19 protein-coding genes and 1 pseudogene are annotated in these 20468 nt (G+C 70.1%); 6 read left to right on the forward strand and 14 right to left on the reverse strand.

Going from position 1 to position 20468, the window contains the following annotated elements; all coding sequences use genetic code 11:
* Positions 1-51: 51 nt before the first annotated feature.
* A complete protein-coding gene (locus tag OHS70_RS19505; protein WP_328399067.1) occupies positions 52-237 on the reverse strand; it encodes a hypothetical protein in 186 nt (61 codons plus the stop codon).
* Between the two features lie 141 nt (positions 238-378).
* Here OHS70_RS19505 and OHS70_RS19510 point away from each other — a divergent pair, with 141 nt between their 5' ends.
* Positions 379-1206 (forward strand): hypothetical protein, encoded by an 828-nt coding sequence (locus OHS70_RS19510; RefSeq protein ID WP_328399068.1) that lies wholly within the window; start codon positions 379-381, stop codon positions 1204-1206.
* 81 nt (positions 1207-1287) lie between these two features.
* Entirely contained in the window at positions 1288-1467 is a 180-nt protein-coding gene (locus OHS70_RS19515) for a hypothetical protein (protein ID WP_328399069.1), read from the forward strand.
* 88 nt (positions 1468-1555) lie between these two features.
* Here the strand turns inward: OHS70_RS19515 and OHS70_RS19520 are convergent, their stop codons facing one another.
* The gene (locus OHS70_RS19520) at positions 1556-1900 is read right to left on the reverse strand and encodes a metal-sensitive transcriptional regulator (protein WP_328399070.1); all 345 of its coding nucleotides are present in this window, start codon (positions 1898-1900) and stop codon (positions 1556-1558) included.
* A 194-nt stretch (positions 1901-2094) separates the two neighbouring features.
* Between OHS70_RS19520 and OHS70_RS19525 the strand changes: the two genes are divergently transcribed.
* Together OHS70_RS19525 and OHS70_RS19530 are read left to right on the forward strand one after the other, a co-directional pair.
* The gene (locus OHS70_RS19525) at positions 2095-2715 is read left to right on the forward strand and encodes a DUF47 domain-containing protein (protein ID WP_328399071.1); all 621 of its coding nucleotides are present in this window, start codon (positions 2095-2097) and stop codon (positions 2713-2715) included.
* Positions 2716-2720: 5 nt separating this feature from the next.
* Positions 2721-3719, forward strand: coding sequence for an inorganic phosphate transporter (locus OHS70_RS19530; protein WP_328399072.1), 999 nt, complete (start codon positions 2721-2723; stop codon positions 3717-3719).
* Between the two features lie 550 nt (positions 3720-4269).
* Here OHS70_RS19530 and pstB read toward each other — a convergent pair.
* The 10 genes and pseudogenes from pstB to mshD all read right to left on the reverse strand — a co-directional run bounded on the left by pstB (position 4270) and on the right by mshD (position 15137).
* The gene (pstB, locus tag OHS70_RS19535; RefSeq protein WP_328399073.1) at positions 4270-5046 is read right to left on the reverse strand and encodes a phosphate ABC transporter ATP-binding protein PstB; all 777 of its coding nucleotides are present in this window, start codon (positions 5044-5046) and stop codon (positions 4270-4272) included.
* Positions 5047-5100: 54 nt separating this feature from the next.
* The gene (gene pstA / locus OHS70_RS19540; RefSeq protein WP_328399074.1) at positions 5101-6177 is read right to left on the reverse strand and encodes a phosphate ABC transporter permease PstA; all 1077 of its coding nucleotides are present in this window, start codon (positions 6175-6177) and stop codon (positions 5101-5103) included.
* Positions 6174-7172: a phosphate ABC transporter permease subunit PstC gene (gene pstC, locus OHS70_RS19545; RefSeq protein WP_328399075.1), complete on the reverse strand. Its 999-nt coding sequence runs from the start codon at positions 7170-7172 to the stop codon at positions 6174-6176. Before pstC ends, pstA begins: the two co-directional genes overlap by 4 nt.
* A gap of 98 nt (positions 7173-7270) precedes the next feature.
* Positions 7271-8398, reverse strand: coding sequence for a phosphate ABC transporter substrate-binding protein PstS (pstS, locus tag OHS70_RS19550; protein ID WP_328399076.1), 1128 nt, complete (start codon positions 8396-8398; stop codon positions 7271-7273).
* A 585-nt stretch (positions 8399-8983) separates the two neighbouring features.
* On the reverse strand, positions 8984-9412 hold the full coding sequence (locus OHS70_RS19555) for an NUDIX hydrolase (protein ID WP_328399077.1): 429 nt from the start codon (positions 9410-9412) through the stop codon (positions 8984-8986).
* Positions 9409-10482, reverse strand: coding sequence for a CHAD domain-containing protein (locus tag OHS70_RS19560; protein ID WP_328405760.1), 1074 nt, complete (start codon positions 10480-10482; stop codon positions 9409-9411). Before OHS70_RS19560 ends, OHS70_RS19555 begins: the two co-directional genes overlap by 4 nt.
* 108 nt (positions 10483-10590) lie before the next feature.
* A pseudogene (locus tag OHS70_RS19565) lies at positions 10591-10968 on the reverse strand (CHAD domain-containing protein); the annotation flags it as partial.
* A complete protein-coding gene (locus OHS70_RS19570) occupies positions 10955-13180 on the reverse strand; it encodes an RNA degradosome polyphosphate kinase (protein ID WP_328399078.1) in 2226 nt (741 codons plus the stop codon). The gene OHS70_RS19570 and the pseudogene OHS70_RS19565, both read right to left, overlap by 14 nt.
* Positions 13181-13433: 253 nt before the next feature.
* Positions 13434-14000, reverse strand: coding sequence for a hypothetical protein (locus OHS70_RS19575; protein ID WP_328399079.1), 567 nt, complete (start codon positions 13998-14000; stop codon positions 13434-13436).
* A 213-nt stretch (positions 14001-14213) separates the two neighbouring features.
* Positions 14214-15137, reverse strand: coding sequence for a mycothiol synthase (gene mshD, locus OHS70_RS19580; RefSeq protein WP_328399080.1), 924 nt, complete (start codon positions 15135-15137; stop codon positions 14214-14216).
* Between the two features lie 248 nt (positions 15138-15385).
* Here mshD and OHS70_RS19585 point away from each other — a divergent pair, with 248 nt between their 5' ends.
* Both OHS70_RS19585 and OHS70_RS19590 read left to right on the forward strand, forming a co-directional pair.
* Entirely contained in the window at positions 15386-17218 is a 1833-nt protein-coding gene (locus OHS70_RS19585) for a bifunctional metallophosphatase/5'-nucleotidase (RefSeq protein WP_328399081.1), read from the forward strand.
* A gap of 187 nt (positions 17219-17405) precedes the next feature.
* On the forward strand, positions 17406-18278 hold the full coding sequence (locus OHS70_RS19590; RefSeq protein WP_328399082.1) for a phosphatidylinositol-specific phospholipase C: 873 nt from the start codon (positions 17406-17408) through the stop codon (positions 18276-18278).
* 9 nt (positions 18279-18287) lie between these two features.
* Here OHS70_RS19590 and OHS70_RS19595 read toward each other — a convergent pair whose 3' ends face one another.
* Positions 18288-18734, reverse strand: coding sequence for a hypothetical protein (locus OHS70_RS19595; protein ID WP_328399083.1), 447 nt, complete (start codon positions 18732-18734; stop codon positions 18288-18290).
* Between the two features lie 43 nt (positions 18735-18777).
* Positions 18778-20385: an ABC-F family ATP-binding cassette domain-containing protein gene (locus tag OHS70_RS19600; RefSeq protein WP_328399084.1), complete on the reverse strand. Its 1608-nt coding sequence runs from the start codon at positions 20383-20385 to the stop codon at positions 18778-18780.
* Positions 20386-20468: the final 83 nt, after the last annotated feature.

The following is a 20468-nucleotide window of genomic DNA, read 5'->3' on the forward strand; positions in this document are numbered from 1 at the left end:
CGGCCGGGCCGCTTCCGGATCGTTTCCGGATCGTTCTTCGGACGCTTCGGGTCAGTCCGTCGCTTCGTGCGACATGGCGTCCGTACGGGCGCGCTCCCGGGATCTGCGCGCGGGCCCCGACCAGCCGCAACTGCAGCGGGCGAACGCGAAGGCACCGCGCTCGGCGGTGGTGGTGATGTGTTCCCGGGTACCGCCGGGCCGGTCCTGCTGGTGCACAGGACCACGGTACTGCGCCATGAGGGGTCTCAGTGACCGGACAGCCGCGTGACGACGTGCTCAGGCCGTCGTTATGCGAATGAGGTGTCCCCAGGCCCCTCGGGCCGAGGGGAGGGGCGGGACTCCTACAAGCGGCGGTCCGGTGTTGGGGGTTGGCAGGCGATGGTGGTGCAGGAGCACAGGCGCAGGGGCGGCGCGTTCGCCGTCGCCGCGGCCGTGGTGGGGATGGTGGCGACGAGCGCGTGCTCGGGCGCGGGCGCCGCCGCCGAGAACCACAGCGGCGGTGGACCCGCGGACGAGGTCCGCAGAGCGGCGGACACACTCACCGGGGCGGGCAGCTCCAAGGCGCGCACCTCGATGGAGATGGCCGCCGGCGGCACCCGGGTCACCATCCGCGGTGAGGGCGGGTACGACTTCGCGCGGCGCATGGGGCGGCTGAGGGTCGTGCTGCCGAAGGACCCGGCCGGTGCCGACGGGCACGAGCCGATCACAGAGCTGCTGACGCCCGGTGCGCTCTACATGAAGAACCGGGGCGCGGGTGTGCCCGCCGACAAATGGGTCCGGGTCGACACGACCACGCTCGACGACGGAAATCTGGTCACGGGCGGTGCGACCGATCCGCTGGCGGCGGCGGAACTGCTGCGGGGCGCGCAGGACGTCACATACGTCGGTGAGGAGGAGCTGGCCGGCCGGCGGGTACGGCACTTCAGGGGGACGACGGACATCGGACGGGCGGCCCGGGCGGCCGAGCCGCATGCGCGGGCGTCGCTGGCCGCAGCGGCGAAGGGGTTCACCCAGGATGTGGTCCCTTTCGACGTCTATCTGGACGACGAGGGCCGGGTGCGCAAGGTCCGGCACCGGTTCAGCTTCGCCAATCAGGGCCGTACGGTCGCCGTGACATCGACCACGGTCCTCTTCGACTTCGGGGCCCGGGTGGTCGTGCGGCTGCCGGATGAGCGGGACATCTACTCCGGGAAGGTCAGGGCCTAAATGGTCCGGACGTGCCATGCGCAGCCCGTGCATCGCTCCCTACGCTAGGAAGTCGACTCCGGCTGGAAGAGGTGATTGCACGTGGCTCCGTCCAGTACGACAACCGTCCAGGAGGACCACGTGGCCCTCGCCGAGATCGAGCTGTGCGGCGAGCTGATGATCGCGGCGTCGGACGCGGACGGGGACCGGCTCAGTCCGGACCGTATCGACGAGGTGCTGATGGTGACGCAGGAACGTTCGGCCGGCGCCGACCGGCAGTGATCCGGTCATGATGCCGCACCGCTGAGGCGCACCGTCCATTTCCGGCCACGGCCCGGAGCCGGGTCGGCAGGCCCCGGGGCGGACGGGATCAGGTGCGCAGCAGGCGCGCGATCGCCTTCGTCGCTTCTTCCACCTTGGCGTCGACCTCTTCGCCGCCCTTCATCGCCGCGTCCGCCACACAGTGCCGCAGATGCTCCTCGAGCAGCTGGAGCGCGAAGGACTGCAGGGCCTTCGTGGAGGCCGAGACCTGGGTGAGTATGTCGATGCAGTACACGTCCTCGTCGACCATCCGCTGCAGGCCGCGGATCTGGCCTTCGATCCGCCGAAGGCGCTTGAGGTGCTCGTCCTTCTGCTTGTGGTAGCCGTGTGTCGCCGCGTCGTGACCGTCGCCGTGGTCGGTGACCGGGGGGCCGGCCGCCTCAGTGGTCGTCATCGCGTCCTCCCGCTGTCCTGAAAGGGTCCGTATACCCCTCGTGGGTATATCGTAACGAATTGGGTGAGATCCGGGTGGGGCCCGTATTGATCGCGAAAGCCCATGGGCGACACTGGGACCTTGCCGGTTAGCTGTGGCCGGATGATGCGCCTAGCATCAGCCTGACCCAATTCAAAGCACCCCGAGGACCCCACGTGCGATTTCGTCTGACCCCCAGGGAGACGAGCTTCTACGACATGTTCGCCGCGTCCGCGGACAACATCGTCACGGGCTCGAGGCTCCTGATGGAACTGCTCGGGGCGGACACGTCCGGCCGAGCAGAGATCGCCGAACGGATGCGGGCTGCGGAGCACGCCGGGGACGACGCGACCCACGCGATCTTCCACCAGCTGAACTCCTCGTTCATCACGCCCTTCGACCGCGAGGACATCTACGCCCTCGCATCGTCGCTCGACGACATCATGGACTTCATGGAGGAGGCCGTCGACCTGGTCGTCCTCTACAACGTCGAGGAACTGCCCAAGGGCGTCGAGCAGCAGATCGAGGTGCTGGCCCGGGCGGCCGAGCTGACGGCCGAGGCGATGCCGCATCTGCGCACCATGGAGAACCTCACGGAGTACTGGATCGAGGTCAACCGGCTCGAGAACCAGGCCGACCAGATCCACCGCAAGCTCCTCGCACACCTCTTCAACGGCAAGTACGACGCCATCGAGGTGCTCAAGCTGAAGCAGATCGTGGATGTGCTGGAAGAGGCCGCTGACGCCTTCGAGCATGTGGCGAACACTGTGGAGACCATCGCGGTCAAGGAGTCCTGAGCTTCGTGGACACCTTTGCGCTGGTTGTGACCATCGGGGTCGCGCTCTTCTTCACGTACACCAACGGCTTCCACGACTCCGCCAACGCGATCGCCACCTCGGTGTCCACCAGGGCGCTGACCCCCCGGGTGGCGCTGGCGATGGCGGCGGTGATGAACCTCGCCGGAGCCTTCCTCGGCAGCGGCGTGGCCAAGACCGTCAGCGAGGGTCTGATCGAGACGCCCAAGGGCGACCGGGGCATGGGGATCCTCTTCGCGGCACTCCTCGGCGCGATCGTCTGGAACCTGGTCACCTGGTACTTCGGCCTGCCGTCGTCGTCCTCGCACGCGCTGTTCGGCGGCATGGTGGGCGCGGCGCTGGCGGGCGGGACCGAGGTGATCTGGTCCGGGGTGCTCGACAAGGTCGTCATCCCGATGTTCATCTCGCCGGTCGTCGGTCTCTGCGTCGGCTATCTGGTGATGTGCGCGATCATGTGGATCTTCCGCAGGTCGAATCCGCACAAGGCGAAGCGGGGTTTCCGTATCGCGCAGACGGTCTCGGCGGCGGGCATGGCCCTCGGCCACGGTCTCCAGGACGCGCAGAAGACCATGGGTATCGTGGTGATGGCGCTGGTCATCGCCGATGTCGAGGACTTCGGTGACCCGATCCCGGTGTGGGTGAAGATCGCCTGCGCGGTGATGCTGTCGCTCGGTACGTACGCGGGTGGCTGGCGCATCATGCGTACGCTCGGCCGCAAGATCATCGAGCTGGACCCGCCGCAGGGGTTCGCGGCGGAGACGACGGGGGCGTCGATCATGTTCGGTTCGGCGTTCCTGTTCCACGCGCCGATCTCGACGACACATGTGATCACCTCCGCGATCATGGGTGTCGGGGCGACCAAGCGGGTGAACGCGGTGCGGTGGGGTGTCGCGAAGAACATCGTGCTCGGGTGGTTCATCACCATGCCGGCGGCGGCGCTGGCCGCGGCACTGAGCTACGGGATCGTGCACCTGATCTTCGCCTGACGGATCGTGCGTCGTACGCAGTCGTGTACGAAGGGGCGGGCCGGGGTGTTCCCCCGGCCCGCCCCTTCGCCGTCACCGGGACCGTGACCACGCACAGCAGCCGACGGCACAGCGTCACGCCACGGCGGTCACCTGTGCACCAACGACAAGCGGGCCCGCCCCTCTGGGAGAGAGGGGCGGGCCCTTCGCCTTGCGGTGGCACCGCCATGCAGCACCGCAGGACGTCTTTATGGGCGGCCGGCTGCGTCGGCGTGCTCCCTGGGTGAAACCGTCACCCGCCGCAACCACCAGCGCCCCCTGGCCAGGCTCGGCACAGGGCCGTCGGCGTGCGCCCCGGGTGAACCCACCACCGGCAGCGGCCACCAACGGCCCCTGCCCAGGCTCACCACGGGGCCGTCGGCGTGCGCCCCGGGTGAACCCACCACCGGCAGCGGCCACCAACGGCCCCTGCCCAGGCTCACCACGGGGCCGTCGGCGTGCGCCCCGGGTGAACCCACCACCGGCAGCGGCCACCAACGGCCCCTGCCCAGGCTCACCACGGGGCCGTCCATCATCCGAAGCGTCCCGAGATGTAGTCCTCGGTCGCCTGGACCGACGGGTTGGCGAAGATGCGCTCGGTCTCGTCGATCTCGATCAGCTTGCCGGGCTGGCCGACCGCGGACAGGTTGAAGAAGGCCGTACGGTCCGAGACGCGGGCCGCCTGCTGCATGTTGTGCGTCACGATGACGATCGTGAACCGCTCCTTCAGCTCGCCGATCAGGTCCTCGATCGCCAGCGTGGAGATCGGGTCCAGCGCCGAGCAGGGCTCGTCCATCAGCAGGACGTCGGGCTCGACCGCGATCGCGCGGGCGATGCACAGACGCTGCTGCTGACCACCGGACAGGCCGGAGCCGGGCTTGTTGAGGCGGTCCTTGACCTCGTTCCAGAGGTTCGCGCCCTTGAGGGACTTCTCGACGACATTCGCCAGCTCGTTCTTCTTGTACGAGCCGTTCAGACGCAGGCCCGCCGCGACGTTGTCGAAGATCGACATGGTCGGGAACGGGTTCGGGCGCTGGAAGACCATGCCGACCGTACGGCGCACGGCGACGGGGTCCACGCCCGACCCGTACAGGTTCTCGTCGTCCAGCAGCACCTTGCCCTCGACGCGGCCACCGGGAGTGACCTCGTGCATGCGGTTCAGGGTGCGCAGGAAGGTGGACTTTCCGCAGCCGGAGGGGCCGATGAAGGCCGTCACGGAGCGGGGCTCAACGGTCATCGAGATGTCCTCGATGGCCTTGTGGGTGCCGTAGTAGGCGGTCAGGCCGCTGACGTCGATTCGCTTGGCCATGTGAATCACTTCTTCTTTCGTGAGCCCCGCTCGGCGGAGCCGAATATCGAGGCCTTAGCGGCCGGTCTTCGGGGCCTTCCAGCGGGCGATGCCGCGGGCCACCAGATTGAGGATCATGACGAAGGCGATCAGGACCAGGGCGGCGGCCCAGGCGCGGTCGTACGACGCCTCGCTGCCGACCCGGTACTGCTCCCAGATGTAGTAGGGGAGCGAGGACTGGGCGCCTTCGAACGGGTTGCTGTTGATCAGCTGGGCGCCGAAGACGAGCAGCATGATCGGGGCGGTCTCACCGGCGATACGGGCGATCGCGAGCATCACACCGGTGGTGATGCCGCCGAGCGCGGTCGGGATGACCACCTTCAGGATCGTGCGGTACTTCGGCACACCGAGGGCCAGCGAGGCCTCGCGCAGCTCGTTCGGGACGAGCTTGAGCATCTCCTCGGTGGAGCGGACCACGACCGGGAGCATCAGGATCGCCAGGGCCAGCGCGCCCATCAGGCCGGACGGCTGCAGATCGAACATCAGCATGATCGACAGCAGGAAGAGGCCGGCGACGATCGACGGGATACCCGTCATCACGTCGACGAAGAAGGTGACGGCCTTGGCCAGCGTGCCCTTGCCGTACTCGACGAGGTAGATGGCGGTCAGCAGGCCGATCGGCACGGAGATCACGGTGGCGAGACCGACCTGCTCCAGGGTGCCGATGATCGCGTGGTAGATACCGCCACCGGGCTCGAAGCCGGGGACGCCGGCCATCGAGTGGCTGAGGAAGTACCCGTCGAGGGCCTTCACGCCGCGGCTGACGGTGACCCAGATCAGCGAGAACAGCGGGATCACGGCGAGGATGAAGCACACCCAGACGACGCTGGTGGCGAGCCGGTCCTTGGCCTGGCGCCTGTTCTCGACGGCGCTGGTGGCCACGTACGAGATGACGACGAAGAGCAGGGCGGAGATCAGGCCCCACTGGATCTTGCTCTCCCAGCCGGCCACGATGCCGATGCCGACACCGAGGGCGACGGCCACGACGGCGAAGAGGGCCTGGGAGCCGCGCGGGAGGGCGCGGGAGCTGAGGCTTCCGCTGCGTCCGGGCCTCGGCGGCGTCTTCCTGTCCTGTATGGCTGCGTGGCTCATGCGTTGGCCCCCGAGTACTCCTTGCGGCGCGCGATGATCATGCGGGCCGCGCCGTTGACCAGCAGGGTGAGGATGAAGAGGACCAGACCGGAGGCGATCAGTGCGTCGCGTCCGAGTTCATTGGCCTCGTCGAACTTCGCGGCGATGTTCTGCGCGAAGGTTCCGCCGCCCGGGTTGAGCAGGTGGAGGGAGATCACGAAGCTCGGGGACAGGACGGTGGCGACGGCCATCGTCTCGCCGAGGGCACGGCCGAGGCCGAGCATCGAGGCGGAGATCACGCCGGAGCGGCCGAAGGGCAGCACCGACATGCGGATGACCTCCCAGCGGGTGGCGCCGAGCGCCAGGGCCGCTTCCTCGTTCATCCGGGGGACCTGGAGGAAGACCTCGCGGCTGACGCTGGTCACGATCGGCAGGATCATGATCGCCAGCAGCAGGCCGACGGTGAAGAGCGAGCGGGCGACGCCCACTTCGGTCTTCTCGAAGATGTAGGTCCAGCCGAAGAACTCGTCGAGCCAGAGGTTGAGGCCCTCGAGGTACGGGACCAGGAAGAGCGCGCCCCAGATGCCGTAGACGATCGACGGCACGGCGGCCAGCAGATCGACGACGTAGGCGATGGGGGCGGCAAGCTTGCGCGGCGCGTAGTGCGAGATGAACAGCGCGATGCCGACGGCGATCGGTACCGCGATCACCATCGCGATGATCGAGCTGACGACCGTGCCGAAGAGAAGGACCGCGATGCCGAAGACCGGCGGGTTGCCCGCCGGGTTCCAGTCGAAGGTGGTGAGGAAGTTGCCCTCGTCCTTCGAGATGGCGAGCGTGGCGCGGTAGGTGAGGAACACGGCGATCGACGCCATGATCACCAGCAGCAGGATGCCCGAGCCGCGGGACAGGCCGAGGAAGACCTTGTCGCCCGCGCGGCCCGTGGAGGTGGCTCGTCTGGTGACCGGCGGAGCCGGTGTCGGAGGCAGAGAGTCTGTGGGTGTGGTGGAAGCCATGATCTTTCCGGTCTGGGGTGGGGGAGCGGAGCGGCTCCCCTGGCGGCGGTGCACCGGAGGGTGGCCGGCGGGGGCGAGGCCCCCGCCGGCCGGCTGTGTTACTTCAGACCCGCGACGGTCTCGCGGACCTTGGCGTTGATCTCGGCCGGGATCGGGGCGTAGCCGGCTTCCGTCAGGACCTTCTGGCCCTCGTCGGAGGCCGTGTAGGTCAGGAAGGACTTGACGGTGCCGAGGGTGTCGGCCTTGTTGCCGCTGTCGCAGACGACCTCGTAGGTCACCAGGACGATCGGGTAGGCGCCGTCGGCCTTGGTGGCGTAGTCGAGGTCCAGGGCCAGGTCCTTGCCGGTGCCCTTGACCTTGGCGGCGGCGATGGCCTTGGAGGCGTTCTCCGACGTGGCCTCGACCGGGGCGGCAGCACCGGTGGCGATGTTCACGGTCGGGATGGACTGCGAGGTCGCGTAGGAGAGCTCGAAGTAACCGATGGAGCCTTCGGCCTGCTTGACCTGGGCGGCGACGCCCGCGGAGCCGGACGCGGCCTGGCCACCCGGGGCCGGCCACTTCTTCTCGGGCTCGTACGGCCAGTCCTTCGCGGCGGTGGCGGCGAGGTACTTACCGAGGTTCTGGGTGGTGCCGGAGTCCTCGGAGCGGTGGAAGGCCTGGATCGCGGTGTCCGGGAGCTTGGTGCCCTCGTTCAGCGCGGCGATCGCCGGGTCGTTCCACTTCTTGATCTTGTTGTTGAAGATCTTCGCGAGGGTGGCGGCGTCCAGGTTCAGCTTGTCCACGCCCGGCACGTTGTAGCCGATGGCGATGGGGCCGCCGACCATGGGCAGGTTGATGCCCTGGCCGGTCTTGCAGATCTTCTTGGACTCCTCGACCTCTTCGGGCTTGAGCGCCGAGTCGGAGCCCGCGAAGCCGACGGTGCCCTGGTTGAAGGCGACGATGCCCTCACCGGAGGAGGAGGACTTGTAGTTGACCTCCACGCCGGTGCAGGCGGCCATGTAGTTCTTGACCCAGAGGTCCATGGCGTTCTTCTGTGCGCTGGAACCGGACGCGAGCAGCTTGCCCTTGGCGTCGTCGCACTTGATGTTCGAGGAGGCCTTGGACGTCTCGCCGGTGCCAGGCTTGGTGTTGTCGTCCGAACCACACGCCGTGAGGACCAGGGCGCCGGACACGGCCAGGGCACCGAGCGCGGTGGCGCGAAGCCCGTTCTTGCGCTGAAGCTTCACTTTTCGGGTGTTCCTTCCAGTTGCCGCCTGACTCTGAACGTTCTATGGCGGCGTGCGTCGGGGTGGGGGGACCAGCACTGCGCCGGTCACCGTGTAAGGCCGAAATTAGGCAGATCAGGTGACGCGACCAACGGGAGAGAGTGAACGGCAGGTGAACCATGCAGGGCGGCCTGGTGCTCGATTCAGTGTTCACCTGTTCGGCCGAGCGCGCGCGACGGGCGTGTGGCGCCGGATGACCGATGAGGGGCTCTTCGGCGGGAGCAGGGGGCAGGCGTCGGATGCGCAGTGCGTCATCCCTGCTCAAGCTACGTGCAGTGCCTCGCGGAGCGCGTCGAGAAGAGCGCGGTCGCGGGGCTCGGTGAGACGGTTGCGGGCCGCGGTCGGGGGGGCATCGAGGATCTTGTACGTCGGCTCCCACTCGGGCCGGGGACCCCCGATGCGGTGGAACTCATCTGGTGCTGAGGGGATCCGTCGCCCCGTGGTTCACACGGCAGGTGAATGTAACCAGTGGTTGCCTTGTCGCTACTTACGGTCCCATGGCTTCGTGCGGCGCGGAGAGCCCGCCAACGGCGCTCAGAACTGATTTCACGGGGCGTTTCGTGGCAGGTGCAGAGCATCGAGAAGAGCCGTGACCAGCTCCTTGTCTCTGTCCCGGGTCAACCGGATGCGCGCCGCAGCAGGGGGCAGCCACAGCAATCGGTCGACTTCCTTGTTCGGCAGGAACTCGCCGGCGGTGGCCTCAGCCGCCCAGTAGCGGACCTCCTTGAGGTTGCCCTCGACGGTGTACCGGGTGGTGGGCAACTCCGATCCCAGGTTGCACGCCATTCCGGTCTCTTCCAGCACCTCCCGTACCGCGGCCTGGCGGGCGTCTTCCCCGCGCTTCAGCTTGCCCTTCGGGTGGGACCAATCCGTCCATTTCGGTCGGTGGACCAGTGCAAGTTCGATCCCCTGGCCGGAGGGCGACCGGCGCCACAGCACACAGCCCGCGGCGAGGACGGGGTCGCCGTCCGTCACGGGGCCGACACCGCCGTGGCGTGCCGCCACTCCTGCTGGAAGGCGAAGCGGGCGGCCTCGACCTCGTGCCGCTGGTCGGCGTGAAGCACCCCGAGGGCGTAGGCCGTTGCGGGCGCGATTCGGGGAGTACGGGCGGCTGCCGCCGCGGCCGCTGCAGCCTCGGCGGCGTCCCGGTGCCGGTCCAGGACCCGTCCGGCGTGCCGGAGCACCTGGTCCGCGCCGGGGTACAGCACCTCCTGTGCGTAACGGTGCAGGCGCAGCAGCCGGCGGACCTCGTGCCAGGGCGCGTCCTGCTCGTCACCGGCGGTGGCCAGGCCGTTCATCAGGGCGTCCGCGTTGTACGGATGGGCGGCGCGGCCCAGTGGCAGCGCCGCGACGGCCTCCAGCAGCCGCTGCTCGGCGGTCTCGGCCTGGGGCACGAGGGTCTCGGCGGCCGTGCGCTCGGCGGCAGGGGCGAGGGGGAGCTCGGAGGCCAGTACGGCGACGGCGTCCGCGACGGCATGGAACCGGGACGACCCGAGCGTCTGGAGCGCGGCGGAGTGGGCCCGGGTCCGGGCGAGCGTGAGCTGCCGCTCCAGCAGCGCCCCGGCCCGCGCGGCACCGACCGCCAGCGTTCCGGTGGCGCGCCTGGCTTCGGCGGTGGCGCCTGCGCCGGGCGCGGCTGAGACGGGAGCCGGGGCCGCGGCACGGACCGGGCGGCCGACCGGGCGGACGGCAGCGTCAGGTTCGTCGAGCCCGAGCGACCCGGCCGACCGGGGGGCGCCGACGGAACCGGCGGGCACGGTCCGCCGGGTCACGGGTTCGCCGGGGTTCCCGGTCCGCTCCGTGCCGCTCACGCCGCCGGCCTCCGCACCGGCGGCGTGAGCGGACGTCTGCGCGGGGACCTGGGAAGCGGCCGCACCAAGGGCGGCGCCCGTCGCCGCCGGGCCACGGCCCGCGGCGGCCGGGTCGGCCTGGTTCGTGGAGCCGTCGGCGCTGCTGGGACCGGCCAGGGGATCGGCACCCGCCCGGCCGCCGGGTCCGTGCGGGTCTGCGGCGTCGTCCGCGCTGCCGGGGCCGGCTTCGGACACGTGGCCGGATTTGGCAGCGTCGTCGGCGTTGCCCGGGCCGCCGGTGCCGGCCGTGTGGCCGGCCGTGGCGGAGCTGCCTCGGCGGCTGCCGCCCGCCGCGGGCAACGGCTGTCGTGCCGCGGGCAGCGGGGCGGTGCCCGACAGGCGGGAGAGGGCCGCCAGCAGGCGGTCCAGGCGCGAGGTGCAGGCGTGTTCGTGGGCCAGCGTCGCCGACAGCCACCCCAGTTCCGTGCGCAGGCCGTCCGCCCAGGCCCCGTCCAGCAGCGGGCGGAACGTGTGCAGCGTGCCGCTGATGCGGCGCGACGAGTGGCGCAGCGCATGCGCCGCCCCGGCGACGACCTGCGTGTCGGCGCCGCCCTCGCTGTGCAGCCGCAGGCTGCGCAGGAAGTCGGCCGCCTGCGCATGGAGGTAGCGGGCCACCACGTCGCCCGCCGTGACCTCGGCGGTGGCCGTGGTGTTCCGCCGGGAAAGTTCAGGGCTGTGCACGCCGGCGCCTCCGGGCGTCTATGAGCATCTCCTGTACGTGCCGCAGCGGCTGGCCGTCGGAGTCCGTGGCATGCCGTGTCCACTCGCCGTCCGGACCGAGGTGCCAGGAGGACGTGCCGTCGGACATACCGGTCTCCAGCATCCGGCTGAGGGCCGCGCGGTGGGCCGGGTCGGTGACCCGTACCAGTGCCTCGATCCGGCGATCGAGGTTTCGGTGCATCATGTCGGCGCTGCCGAACCACACCTCGGGCTCGCCGCCGTTGCCGAAGGCGAAGATCCGGGAGTGCTCCAGGAAGCGGCCGAGGATCGAGCGCACCCGGATGTTCTCCGAGAGGCCCGCCACGCCAGGGCGTATCGCGCAGATGCCGCGCACCCATATGTCGACGGGCACGCCCGCCATGGCCGCCCGGTAGCAGGCGTCGATGACCGCCTCGTCCACCATCGAGTTGACCTTGATGCGGACGTAGGCGGGGCGGCCGGCCCGGTGGTGGACGGCCTCTTTGTTGATCCGCGACACCAGGCCGTCGCGCAGGGACTTGGGGGCGACCAGCAGCCGCCGGTAGGTCTCGCGGCGCGAGTAGCCGGAGAGCCGGTTGAACAGGTCGGACAGGTCCGCGCCGACCTGCGGGTCGGCGGTCAGCAGGCCCAGGTCCTCGTACAGCCGGGCGGTCTTCGGGTGGTAGTTGCCGGTGCCGACGTGCGAGTAGCGCCGCAGGAGTTCGCCCTCCTGGCGGACCACCAGCGACAGCTTGCAGTGGGTCTTCAGGCCCACCAGCCCGTACACGACATGGCAGCCGGACTCCTCCAGCTTGCGTGCCCACTTGATGTTGGCCTGCTCGTCGAAGCGGGCCTTGATCTCGACGAGGACGAGGACCTGCTTGCCGGACTCGGCGGCGTCGATCAGTGCGTCGACGATCGGGGAGTCGCCGGAGGTGCGGTAGAGGGTCTGCTTGATCGCGAGCACGTCCGGGTCGGCCGCGGCCTGCTCCAGGAAGGCCTGCACCGACGTGGAGAACGAGTCGTACGGGTGGTGCAGCAGCACGTCCCGTTCGCGCAGCGCCATGAAGATGTCGGGCGCGGACGCGGACTCGACCTCGGAGAGGTCCCGGTGGGTGCCGGCCACGTACTTCGGGTACTTCAGCTCGGGCCGGTCCTGCGCGGAGAGCCCGAACAGTCCGGTCAGGTCGAGCGGCCCTGGCAGCGGGTACACCTCGGCGTCGGAGACCTTCAGCTCGCGCACCAGCAGGTCGAGGACGTACGGGTCGATGGACTCCTCGACCTCCAGGCGCACCGGCGGCCCGAAGCGGCGCCGCATGAGCTCCTTCTCCAGGGCCTTGAGGAGGTTCTCGGCGTCGTCCTCCTCCACCTCCAGGTCCTCGTTCCGGGTCACCCGGAACATGTGGTGGGCCAGTACCTCCATCCCGGGGAACAGTTCCTCCAGGTGGGCGGCGATGACGTCCTCGAGGGGGACGTAGCGCTGCGGGGACGCCTCCAGGAACCGGGAGAGCAGCGGTGGCACCTTGACCCGCGCGAAGTGGCGGTGGCCGCTGACCGGGTTGCGCACGACGACCGCGAGGTTCAGCGACAGACCCGAGATGTACGGGAAGGGGTGTGCGGGGTCGACGGCGAGCGGCGTGAGGACCGGGAAGATCTGCTGGCGGAAGAGCGTGAAGAGGCGCGCCTGCTCCTTCTCGGTGAGTTCCGGCCAGCGGATGACATGGATGCCTTCCTCGGCGAGCGCCGGTGCCACGTCCTGCTGGTAGCAGGCGGCGTGCCGGGCCATGAGCTCGCGGGAGCGGGTCCAGATCAGGTCGAGGACCTCGCGGGGCTGGAGACCGGAGGCGGAGCGGGTGGCGACGCCGGTGGCGATACGGCGCTTGAGGCCTGCCACCCGGACCATGAAGAACTCGTCCAGGTTGGAGGCGAAGATCGCGAGGAAGTTGGCGCGCTCGAGCAGCGGCGTCGCCGGGTCCTCCGCGAGCTCCAGCACACGCTCGTTGAACGCGAGCCAGCTGCGCTCGCGGTCCAGGAACCTGCCCGAGGGCAGCTCCGGCGTCTTCGGCTCGCGCTCCTCGTCGTACGCGTCGAGGGAGTCGATGTCGGGCTCGAGATCGGACACCGTGGCGGCGCTGGTGTGCCGTCGGTGTGCGGCTATGGAACCGACGGACGGCGTGGGGTGCTGGACCGGTACCTCGGCGGGCTGCTGGCTCATAAACCCATTCTTCCGCGCCGAAGGCAGGACGGGCGCGTCGGAGGTGGCCGGGACGAGGGGATCTCTGCCGTTCGGGGAGGCGGGCACAGCGGGCTGCATTGCCTGAGGGTCGCAAGGTCGTCTGAATGCCCGGTAACAACGACATGACGTGAGGGAAAGCGGGGCAGGGCTCCCGGGCATCGGAATCCGGGGGCCCTGCGTCCGTGCATACGAAAGTCGGCGTGTACGAAAGCCGGCCGCTTGCCGCGGCGCGTCAGCCGTGGCGGCGGCGCAGCACCACGAACGCCGCGGTGGTCAGCGCAGCGGTGAGCGTGAGGACGATACCGGTCTCGACGAGCTGCAGCGGCCAGAAGTGCGAGGGCGGATGGCCCCCGTTGTCCACGCTCCATGAGCTCATGGGGTCGCCGGCCGTGACGTGGTCCAGGATCGGCGACTCCAGGATCGGCCACAGCCGCTCGCGGTAGCGGTCGCCGAGGGCGTTCAGGACGATGGTGGTGAGGAGGGCGAGCCCGGCGGCGGGCAGGGCGCGGCGCAGCGGCAGGCCCGCGAGGGTGCCGGTGGCCAGTCCGCACAGTGCGTATGCGAGGTTGACGGGTCCGAGCGCGTGGAACACGTCGCGGGAGTACCACTCGTCGGCCAGGGCGGGGGTGCCGGAGCTGCGTGCCCAGCGGTACAGCAGCGCCGTGCCCGCGGTGATCGGCAGGGCGGGGAGCAGGAGTTTCGCGGCGAGCCAGCGGGCCGGGGTGATGGACCGGGTCCAGGCCAGGGCGGCGGTGCCGCGCCGGCGATCGCGGACGATCAGCACCTTGCCCGCGTACACGGCGACGGCGAAACGGGAGCCAGGCGATCAGCGTGGAGGCCAGGCTCACGTGCCCGGAGTATTCGAACGCGACGGACGAGCAGGCCTGCTCCTCGCATGACGGCAGGCCGTCCTGCGGTGGCGATGAGCAGGGTCCGACGGCCGTACCGGTGTCGCAAGTGAGGGGCCGGTGTCAATCGCCACCGGCCCCGGCGTCTGGTTGCCCCTGAGCCGTTACGACTCCGTGCGGTACATCAGATCCACTTCGTGGGTGACGAAGCCCATGCCCTCGTACACCCGCAGCGCCGCCGCGTTGTCCGCGTCGACATAGAGCATCGCGGTCGGCACGCCCTGCGCGGCGAGGTGCCGCAGACCGGTCGCCGTCAGTGCCGTCCCGAGGCCGGTGCCCTGCGCGTCCGGGCGGACGCCGACCACGTAGACCTCGCCGAGCTGCTCCTCGGCGTGCACCTTCGTCCAGTGGAAGCCGACGATCTCCCCGGCCACCTCGGCGAGGAAGAACCCCTTCGGGTCGAACCACGGTTCGGCCTTGCGGTCATCGAGATCCCGCTGGACCAGCGACCCCTGTTCGGGGTGGTGCGCGAAGGCGGCGGCGTTCACCGCGAGCCAGTTGGCGTCGTCCTCGCCGGGCACGAACGTGCGTACGGTCACCCCGGCCGGATACACCGGCTCGGGAACGCTGCCGATCGCCAACGGACGCCGCAGCTGGCGCAGTTCCCGGAAGAGGGTGAGCCCGAGCACCTGGGCCAGATGCCGGGCGGCGGACTTGCCGCCGTGTGCCCACACCCGCAGCCGCTTGCCCGACGCCCCCAGCAGTGCGGTGCCGAGCGCCCGCCCGTGCCCGCGCCCGCGGTGCCCGGGATGCACGACCAGTTCGGCGGCCGGCGCCTCGACCGGGTCCGTGTCCTCGAGCTGGGCGTATCCGACGAGCACGCCGTCGACCGTGAGCAGGAAGTGCTGTACGCCCTCCCGCTTCCCACCGCGCATCTGCAGCCGTCCCTGCTCGGAGACGGCCTGCATGCCGTCGGACCGTGCAGCGTCGGCAAGCAGCCCGAGCACGGCCTGGGCCTGCTGGGGGCTGAGCTCGTCGTGGGCCTGGATCTGCCGGCCGGGCTCCGGAATCACTGCGTCGATCGTCATGGAATCGAGGGTACGGCGGGGGTGGCTGTGGCGGGATCTCCGAGTGCTGCGTTTGACGGGCCCCCGTTCACCGTGGCGCGTCGGCGTGCCGTCCGCCGCCGTTCCCCCATGTGGGTGAAGCGCGTGGGGCGGCCCGCCGACGAAAGATGGCAACCAGGTCGTAACCCTCATCCCCCTGTCGCGCTACGCGCGTTGACTCTAGGCTGCCGCTCGACATACACAACACGCTGGAACTGACAAGGGGACAGATGTCAGCGACACCACACAATCACCGCGCGACCAAGCGGAACCGGCGCCTGCTCGCCGCCGCTGCCGGGTTCGCCACCGTCGGCGCGCTCGTCGCCGCGATGCCGGCCGGGGCGGCGGACGGGGACCGTCACAGCAGCCGGCACCACTGGACGCGCACCGTCGATGTGCAGCTGCTCTCCTTCAACGACCTGCACGGCAACCTCCAGCCGCCCGCCGGTTCGGCCGGGCGCGTCACGCGCACGAACCCGGACGGCACCACCACGACCATCGACGCGGGCGGCGCCGAATACCTCGCGACCCATCTGCGCCAGGCGCGTGAGGGCAAGCGGTACTCGATCACCGCCGCGGCCGGCGACATGGTCGGCGCCTCGCCGCTGCTCTCCGGGCTGTTCCACGACGAGCCGACGATCGAGGCGCTCAACAAGCTCGACCTCGACGTCACCTCCGTCGGCAACCACGAGTTCGACGAGGGGGCCGTGGAGCTCGCCCGCCTCCAGAACGGCGGCTGCCACCCGACCGAGGGCTGCTACGAGAAGAAGGCGAACGGCAAGCCCAAGAAGTTCGAGGGCGCGGACTTCCCTTACCTCGCCGCCAACGTGACGAAGGAGAAGTCCGGCCGGCCGATCCTCGACCCGTACTTCATCTGGGAGAAGAACGGGGTCAAGATCGGCTTCATCGGCGTCACCCTGGAGGGCACGCCGGACATCGTCTCCGCCGAGGGCATCAAGGGCCTGAAGTTCGGTGACGAGGTCGAGACGATCAACAAGTACACCAAGGTGCTGGAGCGCAAGGGCGTCAAGTCGATCGTCGCCCTGCTGCACGAAGGCGGGGCGCCGGCCTCGTCCTCGTACAACTACAACTGTGACAGCCCCGGTCCGGGCGACGGTATCTCGGGCCCGATCGTCAACATCGCCAAGAACGTCAGCCCGCAGGTCGACGCCCTTGTCACCGGCCACACCCACCAGGCGTACGCGTGCACCGTCCCGGACCCGTCCGGGAAGCCGCGCACCGTCACCTCGGCCGCTTCGTTCGGCAAGCTGTACACCGACACGACGCTCACGTACGACCGTCGCACCCGCGACATCGTGCGGACGTCCGTCGCCTCCGCCAACCATGTCGTCACGCGTGACGTGCCGAAGGCCGAGGACATGACGCAGCTCATCGACCGCTGGAACACGCTTGCCGCGCCCATCGCGAGTCGGCCCGTCGGCTACATATCCGGTGACATCGAGAACTCCTTCGAGGCGCCCGAGAAGCCGATCGGCAACCTGATCGCGGACGCGCAGCTGGAGGGCATGGCGCCCGCCGACAAGGGGGGCGCGCAGCTCGCCCTCATGAACCCGGGCGGTATCCGCGCGGGCCTGGTCCACAAGGCGTCCGGCAGTGAGGGCGACGGTGTCGTGACGTACGGCGAGGCGTTCACCGTCCAGCCGTTCACCAACATGATGACGGCCGTCGACCTGACCGGCGCGCAGCTGATCACCGTGCTCCAGCAGCAGGTCAGCGGTCCGAACCAGGCGGCTCCGAAGATCCTCCAGGTGTCGAAGGGCTTCACGTACACCCTGGACATGACGAAGACCGGTGCCGACCGGATCGTCGTGGACTCGGTGAAGCTGAACGGCGAGGCGATCGACCCGGCGAAGACCTACCGGGTCGCGATGAACGAGTTCCTGGCCGGTGGCGGTGATGGCTTCACCGTGCTGAAGGAGCACAAGAACAAGCTGGTGGGCGGGTCCGACCTGGACATCCTCACCGCTTACTTCGCCGCCCACTCGAGCGCGGCCGCCCCGCTCGCGCCGCCGGCGACGGGCCGGATCACGGTCGTGAAGTAGCAGGCGCAGTCCGAGTACGAGGGGCGGCGGGCCGATGGCCCGCCGCCCCTCAGCCGTTCCGGTCGGACGCGGCGAGGAACTCCCGCAACGCCCAGGTCCCCTCCGGCCTGCGGTTTCCTGAAGGCCGGACGTCAGGGGTGTACGGGCTCTGGCGAGACTTGACGTGGCCCCGTCATGCTCCGGGCTCATGGACCGACGGAGATTTCTCACCGGGGCCGCAGCCGTATCGGCCGCCGCCCTCATCGGCGCCCCCCACGCCGCCGCCGCGCCGGGCCGCACCCTGTCCGTTCAGGACTGGATGGCCGGCGCCGCCGACTCGACACCCCTGCAACGGCTCACCGTCCCGGGCACCCATGACTCGGGTGCGCGCTTCGGCGGCTTGTGGGTGGCATGCCAGAACACGACCATCGCCGACCAGTTGAACAGCGGCATCCGGTTCCTGGACATACGGTGCCGCGTCACCGGCGGCTCGTTCGCCATCCACCACGCCGCCTTCTACCAGAACCTGATGTTCGGCGACGTGCTCGTCGCCTGCCGCGACTTCCTCGCCGCCCACCCCTCCGAGACCGTCCTGATGCGGGTGAAGCAGGAGTACTCGCAGGAGAGTGACGCCACCTTCCGGGCCGTCTTCGACGACTACCTCGACAACCGGGGCTGGCGCCCGCTGTTCCGGATCGGCGACGGGATCCCCGCGCTCGGCGAGGCACGCGGCAGGGTCGTGCTGCTCGGCGACAACGGCGGGCTGCCCGGCGTCCGGTACGGGGACGGCTCGCTCTTCGACATCCAGGACGACTGGAACGCCGCCCCGAATGCCAAGTACCCCAAGATCGAGGCGCACTTCCGCAAGGCCGTCCAGCAGCCCGGGAAGCTGTACATCAACTACGTCAGCACGTCGGCGTATCTGCCGCCCCGCTGGAACTCCGACAACCTCAACCCCCGGGTCCACTCCTTCGTCAACGGCTCCGAGGCGAGCGGCTGGCGCGGGCTCGGGATCGTGCCGCTCGACTTCCCGAACACCCGCGCCGGCCTGGTCGACTCACTCGTCCGACACAACGGATGACGCGGGGGATCAGAGGTCGTCGCAGATGCCGCGGGCCTTGTCGAGGTCCTTCTTCACCGCGGCGTTGAACTCCCCCTCCGAGGCGTAGTGGAGGCGCGTCCGGCTGATCGCGTCCGCGAGCGGCTTGTACTCCGAGTCGCCCGCGGCCGCCGCCGCGGAGAGGTCGAACGCGCCGGCGAAGCGGTAGAGCGCCATGTCGCTCTCCTTTCCCTTGCCCGTGATCTTCGAGCCGTCGAAGCCGGCAAGCGCGTTGCACGCTCCCTGGGCATCGGACGCCGGCCCGGACCCGCCGCCGCCGAAGAGCGCCCAGGCCGCGCCTGTTGCCCCGCCGCCTATCAGCAGTCCGATCGCCAGCGCCGCGACCAGTGGGCCGGTGCGGCGACGGGGCGACGGGGGAGCAGGCGGTCCGGGCGGGGGCGCCGGGAAGGGCGCGGAGTGAGGCTGCTGTGGCTGCATCCCCCGAAGGTAGTGCGGCCGATGTCCGGTTGTCAGGGCCGAGTCACACAGAGCACGGGGTGACGACCAGTTCCGCCCCGTCGAACCCCGCCCGCATCCGGCGGTCGTGCGTGACGACCACCAGCGTGCCCCCATACGCCGCCAGCGCCGCCTCCAGCTCCTCCACCAGCGCCGGAGCGAGGTGGTTCGTGGGTTCGTCGAGCAGCAGCAGGTCGATCGGTTCGCCGACCAGGCGGGCCAGTTCGAGCCTGCGCCGCTGACCGGTGGACAGCGTCCGCAGCGGCCTGGCGAGATCCCGGGCCCGCAGCAGACCTGTTGCCACCAGGGCGTCGGCACGCTCCTCGCCGTACGCCTGGAGTGCCGTACGGCCGTCCCGGCCGGCCGGGTCCGTGCTCTGGCGCAGCATCCCGACCCGGTCCGGGCGGCGGACCCTGCCCGTGGACGGCGCCAGCTCCCCGGCAAGCACCTGGAGCAGGGTGGACTTGCCCGCGCCGTTCGGTCCGGTGACCAGCAGCCGCCCGCCGGGCTCGACGCACAGCGCGTCGAGCACGAGCCGGCCAGGGACCCGTACGCCCGACAGTTCGACACCGCCCGCCGGCTCGCCCTCGATGCGGCCCGTGAAGCGCAGCGGTTCGGGCGGCGGTGGCACAGGGTGCTCGGTCAGCCGGTGCAGCCGTTCGCGTGCGTTGCGGATACGGCTCATCGCCCCGTGGGCCCGGGAGCGTGCCCGGAACGCGCCCGCTCCGCTGAACGCGGCCGGGGCCTTGCGCGGGATCGCCGACAGCAGGCCGATGTTCGACTCGGCGAGTGCCGAGTGGCGGGCCACGTCCAGGCGCCATTCCTCGTACTCCCGCACCCGGCGGGCACGGGCCGCGGCCTTGGCGGTGAGGAATCCGGCGTAGCCGTTGCCGTAGCGGTGCACGGCCCTGCGGTCGTGGTCCACCTCCAGAACGGTCGAGGTGACACGGTCGAGAAAGGCGCGGTCGTGGGTGACCGCGACCACTGTCCCGCGGTGCGTGCGCAGGTGCTCCTCCAGCCAGCCGACGGCCTCGTCGTCGAGGTCGTTGGTGGGCTCGTCGAGCAGCAGCAGTTCGGGCGCGGACGCGAGGGTCGCCGCCAGCGCGAGCCGGGAGCGCTGACCGCCGGAGAGAGTGGTCAGCGGCCGTCCGGGATCGAGCGCCTCGCGTTCGCCGAGCCTGCGCAGGGTGACCGCGACCCGCCGGTCGGCGTCATGGCCGCCGCGCGCCTCGAACTCGGCGGTCAGCCGGGCGTACTCCTCGGACCCGGTCTCGCCCGTGCGGTGCAGGCCGGCCTCCGCGGCGTGGATGCGCCGTTGCAGCGAGCGCAGGTCCGCGAGTGCGAGATCGACGGCATCGCGGACGAGTGCGGTGCCGGGGAGGCCGAGGGTCTGGGCGAGATGGCCGATGCCGCCGGGGGCGGTGACGGTGACCGTGCCGTTGTCGGGCTGCTCCTGGCCTGCGATGAGGCGCAGCAGCGTGGACTTGCCGGAGCCGTTGTCGCCGACGATGCCGGCCTTTTCGCCGGGGCGGACGGTGAGGGAGACACGGTCGAGGACGACATGGTCGTCGTAGCGCTTGGTGACGTCGGTCAGCGCGAGCTGGGAGGTGGCGGGTGCGGCGACTGGGAACAAGGGCGGTGCCTTCCGTTGACGAAGGAATGCGAGACGAACCGGTCCGTCTCGTATCCACCGTAACGCCGCCTTCCGGCTGACGC

Origin of the sequence: Streptomyces sp. NBC_00390, from assembly GCF_036057275.1 — a bacterium.
In the GTDB taxonomy this organism is placed as follows: Bacteria; Actinomycetota; Actinomycetes; order Streptomycetales; family Streptomycetaceae; genus Streptomyces.